Below are 12,873 nucleotides of genomic sequence, written 5' to 3' on the forward strand. Positions count from 1 at the left end.
GGCTGCCGGCCCCGATCAGGCGGGTGATGGCCGCGCTTCGTCCTTCGTGCCCGCCGACACCACGGTCGCCGCAACGAGGTCGCCGATCACGTTGAGCGTCGTGCGGCACATGTCGAGGAAGCGGTCCACGCCGAGCACGAGGCCGATCCCTTCGGGCGGCACCCCGACCGAGGCGAGGATGAGCGCGATCACCGGCAGCGACCCCGCCGGTACCCCCGCGGTGCCGATACCGCCGAGGATGCAGACGAGCATCACCATCAGCTGCTGCTGAAGTGTCAGGTCGATGCCGAAGAATTGCGCAAGAAAGATCACGGTCACGCCTTCGAACATGGCGGTGCCGTTCTGGTTTGCGGTAGCGCCGAGCGTCAGCACGAAGCGCGCCACTTGGTCGGGCAGGCGCAGCCGGTCGTGCGCAACGCGCAGCGCGGTGGGCAGCGTCGCGTTCGACGACGATGTCGCGAACGCCATCACGAACGCTTCCTGCGTCTGACGGAAGAAGGCCGTCGGCGACTTGTTCGCAAGCAGCCGCAACATCACCGGAAAGACGATGAACATCTGGAGCCCGAGCGCCAGCAGCACGACCCCGACATAAGCCGACAGGCGCACCATCAGATCCCAGCCGAACTGGGCGGCAAGATTGAACATGAAACAGAAGATGGCGATCGGTGCGAGCCGGATGACGAGGCCGATCAGCTTCATCGACACTTCGAACACGCCCTCGATCGCGGTCTTGAGGGCCGCCGTCTGCGGCGTCCGGACGAGCATCAGGCCAATACCGAAAAAGAGTGCGAAGAACATCACGGCGAGCACATCATTCTCGCTCATCGCGCCGATGAAATTGCTCGGCACGATCGCAACGAGCGCATCCATCCCCGACTTCGCCTCGCCCGCGCGGTCGGTAATCGCCCTGGCGCCTTCGGCGCCCTCGGCGATCAGATTCCGGGCCAGCGCCGGATCGACCCCCGCCCCGGGCTGGATTAGATTGACGAGCAGCAGGCTGATCGCGACGGCAATCGACGAGACGACGACCGTGTAGAGCAGCGTCCGGATGCCCACCGATTTCAACGCCCGCATCTCGCCCATTTCGGCGACACCAACGATCAGCGCCGACACCAGCAGCGGGATCACGAGCATGAACAGCAGGCGCAGGAAAATCTGGCCGATCGGACCGGTGACGTAAGTCGTTGCACTGTCGACCCAGCCGGCGCCCGCCGCACCATAATGGGCGGCAAGTCCGGCGATCAGGCCACCGACGAAACCGAACAGCATACGCCATTGCAATTGCTTGGCGCGCGCCTCCTCATCCCCGCCGGGCGGGGCTTTGGTTTCGGTCATGGCTCAGCTCCTTGCGCGCCCGTGGGTGGGAGCGGCCGAAAAGCTGGGCGTCAGGCGCGGTCGGCCGGGGGCGTGGTCCTATCCTCGACCATATCTTCCTGAAGGTCCAGCCCCCGCATCCCGTGATGCGACGTATGCGCCGGCGCATGCGGACGGTCGTCGAACGCCGGATCCTCGACCTCCAGCATGCCTTCCCATTTGGTGATGACGCTGGTCGCCACCGCATTGCCGACGACGTTGGTCGCGGTGCGCCCCATGTCGAGGAACTGGTCGATCGCGAAGACGAGCGCGACCCCCTCGACCGGAAGATCGAACATGGCGAGCGTCGCGGTGATGACGACCAGGCTGGCGCGCGGCACCGCGGCAATCCCCTTCGACGACACCATCAGCGTCAGCAGGATCAGGATCTGCGTCGTGATCGACAGTTCGATGCCATAGGCCTGCGCGATGAAGATGGTCGCGAAGCTGGCGTACATCATCGATCCGTCGAGGTTGAAGCTGTAGCCGAGCGGCAGCACGAAGCCCGAGATGCGGCGCGGAACCCCGAAGCGGTCGAGCTGTTCGAACAGCTTCGGCATCGCGGCTTCGGATGAGGCGGTCGAGAAGGCGATCAGGATCGGTTCGCGGATATAGCGGATCAGTTCGACGATCCGCTTGCCGAGGAAGATCGCCCCGATGCCGAGCAGCAGCGCCCACAGCACGACGAGCGACATGTAGAATTCGGTGAGCAGTTCGGCGTAGGTCGCAAGGATGCCGAGCCCATATTGCGCCACCACCTTGGCGAGCGCGCCGAACACCGCGAGCGGCGCGAGGCGCATGACATAGCCGGTGATCTGGAGCATCAGCTCGGCAAGCGCCTCGGCCCCGCGGACGAGCGGCGCGCCCTTCTCGCCGATCGCCGACAGGCCGACGCCCGCGAACAGCGCAAAGACCAGAATCTGGAGGACGTTATTTTCGCCCATCGCGGCGACGATATTCTTGGGAAAGATATGTTCGACGAATTCGAACAGGTCGAGTTTCTTGACCTCGCCGACTTCGGCCGCCGAATGGGCGCCGACGGTCAGATGCAGCCCGGCGCCCGGTTCGAGCACATTGACCATGATCAGGCCGAGGCTGATCGAGATCAAGCTGGCGATGATGAACCACGAAATGGCGCGGACCCCGATGCGGCCGAGCGCCGAGCTGTCGCCCATATGCGCGATCCCCGCGATAAGCGTGCCCAGGATCAGCGGCGCAACCAGCATCTTGATCAGATTGAGGAAAATATTGGCGAGCATCGAAAAGCCGCGCAGCCAATTATCGAAGGCCTCGCTGCCCGCGGGCACCATAACGCGCACCAGATAGCCGGCGACGACCCCCAGAACCATGCCGATCAAAATGTAAATTGTGAGGCGTTTCGCCATCAATTCGCTCCCCTGTTCCGGTCCCCGCCGAATGTAAATGGGGGGCCTAACAGCCCGGTGCCCGCGGAGCAATCGCCAGAATCTTCAGAGCCTACACAAGAAAAGTAATGGCTGCGCAGGTTGCGGCGCCGACGGCAAGCGTCAGCGGAATGCCCGCGCGGAAAAAATCGATGAAGCGGTAATTGCCCGCCGCATAGACCAGCGTGTTCGTCTGATAGCCGATCGGTGTGGCGAAGCTGGCCGATGCGGCAAACATGACCGCGATCACCAGCGGATAGGGATCGACCCCCAATTGCCGCGCCACCGCGATCGCCAGCGGCGTCACCAGAATGGCGACCGCGTTGTTGGTGACGATTTCGGTGAGCAGCACCGACAGGATATAGGTCGCAACGACCAGCCCCCACGGCGGTACGCTGCGCAGCAACGGCGTCAGTTCGCCGACGACCAGTTCGACGCTACCCGAATTTTCGAGCGCCAGCCCGACCGCGAGCATCGCGAAGATCAGGACAAGGACATTGCCATCGATCGAATCCCACGCCTCGTCGGCGTCGATGCAGCGCGTCACCAAGATCAGCCCGACCCCGATGATCGCGGCGACGCCGATGTCCATGACATTGAAGGTCGCCAGCAGGATGACGCCGACGAGCGCGCCGATGGCGATCGGCGCCTTGTTGCGGCGAAACTCGCGCTCGCTGGTCGAGCCCACGCCATAGAGGTGCGGATGGCCGTAGAGCTGTTCGATCTGGTCCGCCGGCCCCGTTACCAGCACACGATCGATCGCCTGAACGCGCGCATTGGGGAGGTCGGGGCCCGGCGTCTTGCGAAAGCGCGCCATGCCGAGGATGCGGACCTTAAGCGACGAGAGAAAGGGTATTTCGATCAGCCGGCGACCGATCGCCGGGTGGCTGGGGGCGATCATCGCCTCGACGATCGCCTCGTCATTCTGGTCGGCATTGTCGTGCCCGGCGGTCAGGCCGATAGCGACATTCTTGTTCGCGCGCAGCGACAGGAGTTCGGCAAGCTCAAGCCGCAGGACGAGGCGGTCGTCGGGCTCCAATATATCGTCGGCAAGGTTCGACCGGCGCAGCGTCGCACCGCGCTTCATCGCGACGAGCTTCACATTGGCGCGCTTGACGAAGGGCACGTCGCCGACACGCCGCCCGACCAGATTGCCGTCCTTCAGGATGCGCACTTCGGAGAGGAAGGTGCGATGTTCCTGGCTGAGCGCGATCTGCGACGGTGAATCGTCGGGCAGAAAGCGGCGCGCGATCAGCAGCAGCGCCAGCGTCCCCGCTACCCCCGCAACGAGCCCGACCGGGGTGATGGTGAAGATGCCGAAGCGATCGAGGCCATTATCCTGTGCCACCGCGGCGACGAGCAGGTTGGTCGAGGTGCCGATGAGCGTCGTCGTGCCGCCGAGGATGCAGACGAAGGACAGCGGCATCAGCAGCCGCTTGGCGCTGATCCCCAGCGCGCTCGCCAGCTTGAGCATGATCGGGATCATCACGACCACGACCGGCGTGTTGTTGAGGAAGGCCGAGGCGACATAGACGCCGAAGAACATCTCCGCGAGCGCCAGCTTCGGGTGTCGCTGCGCCCGGGCGATGATGCGGTTCGCGATCGCGTCGAGCGTGCCGGTGCGCAGCAAGGCGCCCGATAGGATGAACATCGCGCCAATCGTCACCGGCGCCGAATTGGAAAAGACCGAAAAAAGATCCTTGCCCGACAGGATGCCGAGGAAGAGGAAGGTGCAGGTCCCGAGGATCGCGACGACGGTCGCCGGGAAGCGCTCCATCACGAAGCCGACGAACATCAGGGCGAGTACGACAAGGCCGATGATCGCCTGATGCTGGGCGATAAAGGCCTGCGCCGCGGCGATCATTCGGCGACTATCCGCACTGCGCGCGCTGGAGCAGCTTGTGGTCGGCGAGGACGAGCGCCATCATCGCTTCGACCACCGGCGCACCGCGGATACCCACGCAGGGATCGTGGCGCCCCTTGGTGACGATGTCGGTCGCCTCGCCCGCCTTGTTCACCGTCGGCACAGGGGTCAGGATCGAACTGGTCGGCTTGAAGGCGACGCGCACCACGACGGGTTGGCCGGTCGAGATGCCGCCCGCAATGCCGCCGGCATTGTTCGAGAGGAAATCGGGGCGGTTGCTGCCGTCGCTCGCGGGGCGCATCGGATCGGCATTTTCCTCGCCGCGCAGCCGCGCCGCGCCGAAGCCCGCACCGATTTCGACGCCCTTGACGGCATTGATACCCATCATCGCAGAGGCGAGGTCGGCATCGAGCTTGGCATAGATGGGCGCGCCCCAGCCCGCCGGAACGCCGCTCGCGGCACATTCGATTACCGCGCCGAGCGAACTGCCCGACTTGCGCGCGGCGTCCATCAGCCCTTCCCAGCGCTGCGCCGCGGCCGGGTCGGGACAGAAAAAGGGATTGCGATCAATCTCTTCGAGATCGAAGTTCGCCGGGTCGATCGCATCGCCGCCGATTTCGGCGACCCACGCATGGATCTGCACCTCGGGCAGGATCAGCCGCGCGACCCCGCCGGCCGCGACGCGCGCGGCGGTCTCACGCGCGCTCGACCGGCCACCGCCGCGATAGTCGCGGATGCCATATTTGGCGTCATAGGCATAATCGGCGTGGCCGGGGCGATAGGCCTGGGCAATCTCCCCATAATCTTTCGACCGCTGGTCGACATTCTCGATCATCAGGCTGATCGGCGTGCCGGTGGTCTTGCCCTCGAACACCCCCGACAGGATGCGCACCTGATCGGGCTCCTGCCGCTGCGTCGTGTGCCGCGACTGGCCCGGGCGGCGCTTGTCGAGCCAAGGCTGAAGATCGGCTTCAGACAGCGCGAGGCGCGGCGGACAGCCATCGACCACCGCGCCGAGCGCCGGCCCGTGGCTCTCACCCCAGGTGGTGAAGCGCAGAACGCGACCGAAGCTGTTGAAACTCATGTGCGCGGCGTCCTGTCCATGAACTCGATGCGGTTGCCGAAAGGATCTTCGGTGAAAAAACGGTAACGCCCATCGACGGGGCTGTCATCCTTCGTCGGATGCCCATGCGCCCCGACCCGTGCGCGCAACGCGTCGAGCCCGTCGGTGGCGAGCGCGACATGCGCCTTTCTGGCAGGCCGGAAATCGCCCTCGACCCCCAGATGCAATTGCCGGTCGCCAAGCGCGAACCAGCAGCCCCCGCGCGCCGCCATGTCGGCGGGCTTGGGCAATTCGGCGAGGCCGAGAAGCGCGCCATAGAAAGCGCGCGCCCGCGCTTCGCCGCCCACCGGAATGGCGATCTGGACATGATCGAGGGCAAGCGCGAAATCCATGCCCCGCCGATGGCGGGAATCGCGCCGCAATTCAAGCGCGCTCAGCCCATCCGCGCAAAGGCAGGGGCATAATCGGCCCGGCCCGCGACCGGCCAGACAGCCGCCGGATCGAGCATCGTCGCCATCAGATGCTCGCCCGCGAACGGCGAAGCGAAGCGCGCCGCAAGATCGGCGGAAAAGCCAAAGCGCGTGTAGTAGGCCGGATCGCCAAGCACGACGCACAACGCTATCCCCTGATCGCGCAGCGCCGCGAGTCCCCCGCGGATCAGCAGGCCGCCGACGCCCTGTCCCTGCCAATCGGGAAGCACAGCTACCGGCGCGAGTCCGGCCGCAGCAAGAGGCCGGTCGTCTGCGACCGCACTCATGCGACTGAAGAGGATATGCCCGGCGACCGTACCAGCACGCTCGGCAACGAGCGAAACGAGCGCATCGCCATCGGCCTCGATCATCGCGACGAGTTCGGCCTCGTCCTGATAGCCGAAGCCGGTTGCGGTGAAAGCCTCCCGATGCACCGCCGCGATTGCCGCCGCGTCCTTAGCGCGGGCGCGGCGGACCGCGATTGCATCAGGCAAGCGCGATGTCCGGCGCGTCTTCCTGCTTCATGCCGATAGTGTGGTAGCCCGCATCGACATGATGCGTTTCGCCGGTGACGCCGCTCGACAGGTCGCTGAGCAGATAGAGCGCCGAGCCGCCGACGTCGTCGATCGTCACATTGCGGCGCAGCGGCGCGTTATATTCGTTCCACTTCAGGATCAGGCGGAAATCGCCGATTCCGCTCGCCGCCAGCGTCTTGATCGGTCCCGCCGAGATCGCGTTGACGCGAATGCCCTGCGGCCCATAGTCGTTGGCGAGATATTTGACGCTGGTTTCGAGCGCCGACTTCGCGACGCCCATCACATTGTAATGCGGAATGACCTTTTCGGCGCCATAATAGCTGAGCGTCAGCATCGCGCCGCCGCCCTGCCCCGTTTCGGGATCATAGGGCGTCATCATCGCCGCCGCGCGCTTGGCGACCGCAGTGAAGCTGTAGACGCTGATGTTCATGGTCATCAGAAAATCTTCGAGCCCGACATCGGCATAGGCACCGCGCAGCGCCTCCTTGTTGGTGTAGCCGATCGCGTGGACGATGAAATCGATCGTCGGCCAACGCGCCGCGAGCGTGGCAAACGCCTGGTCGAGATTGGCCATGTCGCTGACGTCGCAATCGATCAGGAAATCGCAGCCGAGCTGGTCGGCGAGCGGCTTCACCCGCTTTTCCATCACCTCGCCCTGATAGGAAATGGCAAGTTCGGCGCCCTGCGCATGCAGGGCCTTCGCGATGCCCCAGGCAAGCGACTTGTCGTTCGCAAGCCCCATGATCAGCCCGCGCTTTCCCTTCATCAGCCCCATGTCATTCTCCGGTCTTGTCGTTACCGACCACAATATCATCGACGCGCCCAATAGCGTCGTGGCCCAAATCCTCAACCTCGACGAGCGCTGCATTGAGTTCGGCGCCGATCACCATACCCAATCCGACGAGGTAGAAAAAGAACAGCGCGATCATGACGCCGGCAAGGCTGCCGTAGGTCGCGTCATAGCGGAACAGGCTGGCGAGCAAAGGCGGAAGCGCCAGAGTGACCGCCATCCACCACAGGGTGGTGAAGAGCGCGCCGGGCCATTTGGGAAATTGTCGCCCGCGATATTTCGACGGCGTCAGCGACAGGAAGAGAAAATAGATGGCGGCGAACAGCCCCAGCCCCGATACGCCGCGCGAAATGGCGACGACGCCCGCCGACTGATAGGCAGAGGGCAGGACGCGTTCGACGAACTGTTCGATGCCGACAATCAGTACCTGCAAGCTGAACGAGATCAGCATCAGCACGACCGCGCCGGTGATGATGCCGATCGACACCAGCCGATAGTGGAAAAAGCCTTTGGAAAAATGGGTGCCGTAGGCGCGGCGCAAGATGTCGCGGATCGTTTCGATCAGGCTGCCGACGGTCCACAGCGCGACGAGCGCGCCGAGCCAGAGGAAAATGCCCGTCCGCGCGCTCATCACCTCGGCGATCGGCCCCGCGAGCGCGCGCGCAACCGACGGCGGCATCGTCGAAAAGACGGCTTCGATCGCCCGCTCGCTGCCATAAGCGCCACCGACGAGACTGAGCACCGCAGCGAGCAGGATGAAGAAGGGAAAGAGCGCGATCAGCGCAAGATAGGCAAGATTTCCGGCGTGGATGAACCCGTCGGTGTATGTGCCGACCACCACCCGGCGCGCGACGCGAAAGATACGCGTCCCGGGGCCGAGCGTTTCGCGTCCGCGTTCGATGACGCCCTGCGCCCGCCCGCGAAGGTGCATGCGCTTGGCGCGCTCGGCGCGTGCCTCGGGCGAATGGGGCGAGTGGCCTTCGGCCAGAAATTCCCTGCCGACCTCTTCGGCGACCTGACGTTCGAGCGCTGCGGCGTCTTGCTGCCCGGGACGTTCAACCACACATCACACGCCAAGATCGGCCCGCACCGGCCGCGTATCGGTCCAACCTTCGAGCGCCTTTTCGAGCGCGGTGTCGCCCGAAGGAATGTCCACCATCAACCGGACGAGCTGGTCGCCGCGGCCGCCGCCCTTGCTGCTGAACCCCTTGCCCTTGAGGCGCATCACCTTGCCCGACGAGGAACCCGCTGGGATCGACAACATCACCGGTCCGTCGACGGTCGGCACCTTGATCTTCGCGCCCTTGACCGCTTCGTTCAGCGTGATCGGCAAGTCGAGCCGGATATTGTCGCCATCGCGTTCGTAGAAGGGATGATCCTTGACGCTGATAGTTACGATGCCGTCGCCATTGCCCCCGGGCCCCGGCTGCCCCTTGCCCGCGAGGCGCATCTGCGTTCCGGTTTCGACCCCGGCCGGCAGCTTGAGGTCGATCGTCTTGCCGTCGGCAAGCGTAATCCGCTGCATCGCCTGGGTCGCCGCGTCGACGAACGAAACGCTCAGCCGATAGGCGACATTGGCGCCTTTTTGCGGCGGTGCGCTGCGTCCCCCGCCGAAACCAAATCCGCCGCCACCACCGCGACCGCCGAACAGGCCTTCGAATATGTCGCCGAAGTCGGCGCCCTCGCCACCAAAACCGCCGAAGCCCCCCTGCGGCCCGCCGCGCGGGTCGCCCCGAAAGCCGCCGCCGCCACCTCCGAAACCGAACGGCATGGCGGGATTGCCCTCTGCATCGATTTCGCCGCGATCGAACTGCGCGCGCTTTTCCTTGTCGGACAACAGGTCATAGGCTTTGGTGACGTCGGAGAATTTCTCCGACGCCTTCGGATTTTCCTTGTTCCGGTCGGGATGCAGCTCTTTTGCAAGCTTGCGATAAGCGGATTTGATTTCCGCTTCGCTCGCGTTTTTCGCCACGCCGAGGGTGGAATAGGGATCTGCCATCTGTCTCCTGTAGCCCGATAAGTGACTGGCCGTGAAGGGCCGATTGCGAGCCATGTGGTAATGGCCGCGCAGAGGGTCAAGTTCCCGACGCTTTTGCTCGACCAGAGGCGCGACGCGGAGTATTGAGCCGGCATGACGACGACCGATCCTTTCGCGCTATTCGACCTATGGTATGGCGAGGCACGCGCGAGTGAACCCAATGACAGCAATGCGATGGCGCTGGCGACCGCGACGGCGGACGGCCATCCGTCGGTGCGGATGGTCCTGCTGAAAGGGCATGGCCCCGACGGGTTCGTCTTCTACACCAATCTCGACAGCCGCAAGGGCGGCGAACTTGCGGCGAACCCGCATGTCGCACTGCTCTTTCACTGGAAGTCGCTGCGCCGACAGATTCGCATCGAAGGCCCGGTATCGACCGTCGACGACGCAACCGCCGATGCCTATTTCGCGACGCGCAGCCGCGACAGCCAGCTCGGCGCCTGGGCCAGCCAGCAGTCGCGTCCGCTCGACGCGCGTGAAAGCTTCGAAAGCCGCTTTGCCGAAATGCAGGCGCGCTTCGAAGGACAGGACGTGCCGCGTCCGCCACGCTGGTCGGGCTGGCGCGTGACGCCCGAGCGAATCGAATTCTGGCAGGACCGGGCGCATCGCCTGCACGAACGCACGTTGTTCGTGCGCGCGGGCGATGGCTGGACGAGCGGACTGCTCTACCCATGAGCTGGCGCCGCCTGCCGATCACGCGCGTCGACGCCTTTGCCGAGCGGGCGTTCGAGGGAAATCCGGCGGCCGTCATGCCGCTTGATGAGTGGATGAGCGACGCGATGCTTCAGGCGATCGCGGCGGAGAATAATCTGTCCGAAACCGCCTTCGTCGTTCCCGACGAAACGAGCGAGGCCGATTACGAACTGCGCTGGTTCACGCCCAAGCAAGAGGTCGCGCTGTGCGGCCACGCGACGCTGGCGAGCGGACATGTGCTGCTGACCACCGCCCAGTGGCGCGGCGACATGCGTTTTCGCACGCGCCACGCGGGCATCCTCGTTGTCGCGCGCGATGACGAGGACGGATATCGCATGCGCCTGCCCGCCTATCGCCCCGAACCCAAGCCGCTGGCGAAGATCGCGGCCGCGGTCGGCGGGTCGCCGGTCGAAACGCTGTGGCATGAGGGGCGCTATGCGCTGCTCGTCTATGCCGATCCGCGCGAGGTGCGCGCGCTGGCGCCCGACATGGCGGCGCTCAAGGCGCTGGGCGACGTACAGGCGATCGCCACCGCCGACGGCGCGGGCGACCCAGCAGGCGCCGATGTCGTGAGCCGCGTGTTCGTGCCAAGCGCGGGGATCGATGAAGATCCCGTCACCGGGTCGGCGCACTGCGTCCTTACCCCTTATTGGACGCGCCGACTGGCGCGCGACCGCTTTACCGCCTGGCAGGCGAGCGAGCGCGGCGGGCGAGTCGGCTGTCATATCGACGGCGATCAGGTCGAGCTTTCGGGTCGCTGCGTCACGACGCTGACCGGCGAATTCCTGCTCTGACGATCGCGGCGTAGCGCCTTAGAGCGCGGCAGTCAGATCGGCGAGATGGCGGCGGAGCGCCGGGAACTGCTTGTCCTTCGTTATGCCGAGCCGCACCATCGTGATCCGCTGCGACGGCGACACGATGATATATTGCCCCTGATGCCCGATGCAGGCGAACAGGTCGTTCGGCCCGCGATCGGGCCATAGCGCTGCCCCCACGCCCGCGGGCCGCGCGCGATTGAGCCAGATGTGCCCGCCATAGCCGGCATCGTTGGGCGACGGCGTCAGCATGAAGCGCATCCAGGTTTCGGGGAGCAGGCGCTGGCCGTTCGCAACACCATGATTGCGCAGGAATTCGCCGAACTTCGCATAGTCGCGTGCGGTCGCGTGCATGATCGATCCGCCGACCATCGTGCCATGCGCATCGAATTCGGGGGTCAGGCTGGTCATCCCCAGCGGCTCGGTCAAACGGCCGTGAATGAAATCGAGCATCGCGTCGCGCCGCGCGTCGGGGTTCGAGGACGGGGTCAGTGCATCGGTCAGGATATCGGCAAGGATGACGCTGGTCGCCGAACTATAGTTGAAGACTTCACCCGGTTTGGCGATAGCGGGCTTGCCCTCGGCAAAGGCGGCCATATCCTGCGCGCCCTTGCCGAACAACATGTCGACCGTGTCGCCGCGCCACACCGGGTCGCCTTCCTCGACATGCTCAAGGCCCGATGACATGTGCAACAGATCCCTGAGCGCGATCGTGCCGCGCGGATCGCCGCTGCGTTGCCACGCCGCGACTGGCGCCGGGCCATCGAGCGACAATTGGCCGTCGGCGACCAGAAAACCGGTCAGCACCGCGGTGATGCTCTTGGCCATCGACCAGCTGATAAGCTTGGTATCGGGGCCGAAGCCGGCGCCATAGCGTTCGTAGATTGGCTTGCCGTCGCGCAGGACCAACAGCGCGCGCGTCTCGCCGACATCGCCGGCATCGTCGAACAGCGCATCGGCCTTCGCCTTCACCACCGGATCGAGCGCCGGGAGCGCGGGCGACGCAGCGACCGGCACGACATCGTCGATCGACGCGCCCAGCCGCGGTGCTGGTGCGGGCGGCGCCATGCTGCCCTGACCGGCGGCGTGCGTCAGCGACCAGCCACCCAGAAGCGCGAGCGCGGCACTTGCCAGCAAGAGTTTTTTCGTGATCATGGCCGCCCGTGAGTAACACCAACCCACCCGAAACGGCAACGGGCGAACCTGCCGCGGCGCCGACACCGACCGGCGAGCGCCCCGACGTGCCGCGCCGCCTGCGCGGCCGCAAGCGCCGGGCGAGCCGTTGGGGCGGCTGCCTGCCGTGGGCTGCGGGGTTCGGCGCCCTGTTGCTGATCTTCCTAATCTGGCAATTTCCGTCGTTCAAGGCGCAGGCCGAACTCGGCTCGGCCTATGCCGCGCGCGTCGGTTGTTCGTGCCGCTATGTCCAGGGACGCAGCCTCGACAGTTGCCAGACGGACTTCGAACCCGGCATGGAACTGGTGTCGCTCAGCGACGATCCGGCGACGAAGACGGTGACGGGCAGCGTGCCGCTGCTCGCATCACGCAGCGCGCGCTATGCCGGCGCCAATGGCTGCCTGATCAATCCCGCACCCTGAACCGCTTCGTGATCAGCGCGAAAGCCGCGGGGACGCCGAAGACGAGCAGCCACACCGTCGCCTCCTCGTCCCAGCCATAGCCGGCGGAAAGCACGCCGAAGAGCAGATTGGCGACCGATACGACCAACCACAGGACCAGAAAAAGCCGGGTCGCGCGGGCGGCATCGCGAATGGACAGGCGTAGCAGGACCAGCAGGGCCAGCGCGGCGATGAGCATGATCATGGTGTGCGACATGGATTCCTCCCCTGAAAC

14 protein-coding genes are annotated in these 12,873 nt (G+C 65.3%); 3 read left to right on the forward strand and 11 right to left on the reverse strand.

Annotation, left to right across the window (positions count from 1 at the left end):
- Positions 1 to 15: 15 nt before the first annotated feature.
- The 9 genes from ACT17R_RS13635 to ACT17R_RS13675 all read right to left on the reverse strand — a co-directional run bounded on the left by ACT17R_RS13635 (position 16) and on the right by ACT17R_RS13675 (position 9,478).
- Positions 16 to 1,335, reverse strand: a complete 1,320-nt coding sequence (locus ACT17R_RS13635) for a dicarboxylate/amino acid:cation symporter (RefSeq protein WP_288987245.1) — start codon at positions 1,333 to 1,335, stop codon at positions 16 to 18.
- A 50-nt stretch (positions 1,336 to 1,385) separates the two neighbouring features.
- Positions 1,386 to 2,738, reverse strand: coding sequence for a dicarboxylate/amino acid:cation symporter (locus ACT17R_RS13640; protein WP_003047950.1), 1,353 nt, complete (start codon positions 2,736 to 2,738; stop codon positions 1,386 to 1,388).
- A gap of 91 nt (positions 2,739 to 2,829) precedes the next feature.
- On the reverse strand, positions 2,830 to 4,620 hold the full coding sequence (locus ACT17R_RS13645; RefSeq protein WP_444809609.1) for an SLC13 family permease: 1,791 nt from the start codon (positions 4,618 to 4,620) through the stop codon (positions 2,830 to 2,832).
- 7 nt (positions 4,621 to 4,627) lie between these two features.
- On the reverse strand, positions 4,628 to 5,704 hold the full coding sequence (gene aroC / locus ACT17R_RS13650; RefSeq protein ID WP_062902027.1) for a chorismate synthase: 1,077 nt from the start codon (positions 5,702 to 5,704) through the stop codon (positions 4,628 to 4,630).
- Complete coding sequence (locus ACT17R_RS13655; protein WP_062902026.1) at positions 5,701 to 6,075, reverse strand: VOC family protein; 375 nt, start codon at positions 6,073 to 6,075, stop codon at positions 5,701 to 5,703. Before ACT17R_RS13655 ends, aroC begins: the two co-directional genes overlap by 4 nt.
- A gap of 41 nt (positions 6,076 to 6,116) precedes the next feature.
- Positions 6,117 to 6,647, reverse strand: a complete 531-nt coding sequence (locus tag ACT17R_RS13660) for a GNAT family N-acetyltransferase (protein WP_444809610.1) — start codon at positions 6,645 to 6,647, stop codon at positions 6,117 to 6,119.
- Complete coding sequence (gene fabI / locus ACT17R_RS13665) at positions 6,640 to 7,464, reverse strand: enoyl-ACP reductase FabI (RefSeq protein WP_003047958.1); 825 nt, start codon at positions 7,462 to 7,464, stop codon at positions 6,640 to 6,642. The genes ACT17R_RS13660 and fabI overlap by 8 nt, the downstream gene beginning before the upstream one ends.
- 1 nt (position 7,465) lies before the next feature.
- The gene (locus ACT17R_RS13670; RefSeq protein WP_062902025.1) at positions 7,466 to 8,542 is read right to left on the reverse strand and encodes a YihY/virulence factor BrkB family protein; all 1,077 of its coding nucleotides are present in this window, start codon (positions 8,540 to 8,542) and stop codon (positions 7,466 to 7,468) included.
- A gap of 3 nt (positions 8,543 to 8,545) precedes the next feature.
- Positions 8,546 to 9,478 (reverse strand): DnaJ C-terminal domain-containing protein, encoded by a 933-nt coding sequence (locus tag ACT17R_RS13675; protein WP_003047962.1) that lies wholly within the window; start codon positions 9,476 to 9,478, stop codon positions 8,546 to 8,548.
- Positions 9,479 to 9,610: 132 nt separating this feature from the next.
- Here ACT17R_RS13675 and pdxH point away from each other — a divergent pair, with 132 nt between their 5' ends.
- Both pdxH and ACT17R_RS13685 read left to right on the forward strand, forming a co-directional pair.
- Positions 9,611 to 10,192, forward strand: coding sequence for a pyridoxamine 5'-phosphate oxidase (gene pdxH / locus ACT17R_RS13680; RefSeq protein ID WP_003047963.1), 582 nt, complete (start codon positions 9,611 to 9,613; stop codon positions 10,190 to 10,192).
- Positions 10,189 to 11,004 (forward strand): PhzF family phenazine biosynthesis protein, encoded by an 816-nt coding sequence (locus ACT17R_RS13685; RefSeq protein WP_062902024.1) that lies wholly within the window; start codon positions 10,189 to 10,191, stop codon positions 11,002 to 11,004. Before pdxH ends, ACT17R_RS13685 begins: the two co-directional genes overlap by 4 nt.
- Positions 11,005 to 11,022: 18 nt before the next feature.
- Here the strand turns inward: ACT17R_RS13685 and ACT17R_RS13690 are convergent, their stop codons facing one another.
- Positions 11,023 to 12,180 (reverse strand): serine hydrolase domain-containing protein, encoded by a 1,158-nt coding sequence (locus ACT17R_RS13690; RefSeq protein ID WP_062902023.1) that lies wholly within the window; start codon positions 12,178 to 12,180, stop codon positions 11,023 to 11,025.
- An 8-nt stretch (positions 12,181 to 12,188) separates the two neighbouring features.
- Between ACT17R_RS13690 and ACT17R_RS13695 the strand changes: the two genes are divergently transcribed.
- A complete protein-coding gene (locus tag ACT17R_RS13695; protein WP_444809611.1) occupies positions 12,189 to 12,620 on the forward strand; it encodes a hypothetical protein in 432 nt (143 codons plus the stop codon).
- On the opposite strand, the gene ACT17R_RS13700 is transcribed toward ACT17R_RS13695, so the two are convergent.
- The gene (locus tag ACT17R_RS13700) at positions 12,604 to 12,855 is read right to left on the reverse strand and encodes a hypothetical protein (protein WP_234179438.1); all 252 of its coding nucleotides are present in this window, start codon (positions 12,853 to 12,855) and stop codon (positions 12,604 to 12,606) included. The two genes, ACT17R_RS13695 and ACT17R_RS13700, sit on opposite strands and share 17 nt — an antisense overlap.
- Positions 12,856 to 12,873: the final 18 nt, after the last annotated feature.

This window comes from Sphingopyxis sp. Q841, assembly GCF_052384365.1.
Taxonomy (GTDB): Bacteria; Pseudomonadota; Alphaproteobacteria; order Sphingomonadales; family Sphingomonadaceae; genus Sphingopyxis; species Sphingopyxis terrae_A.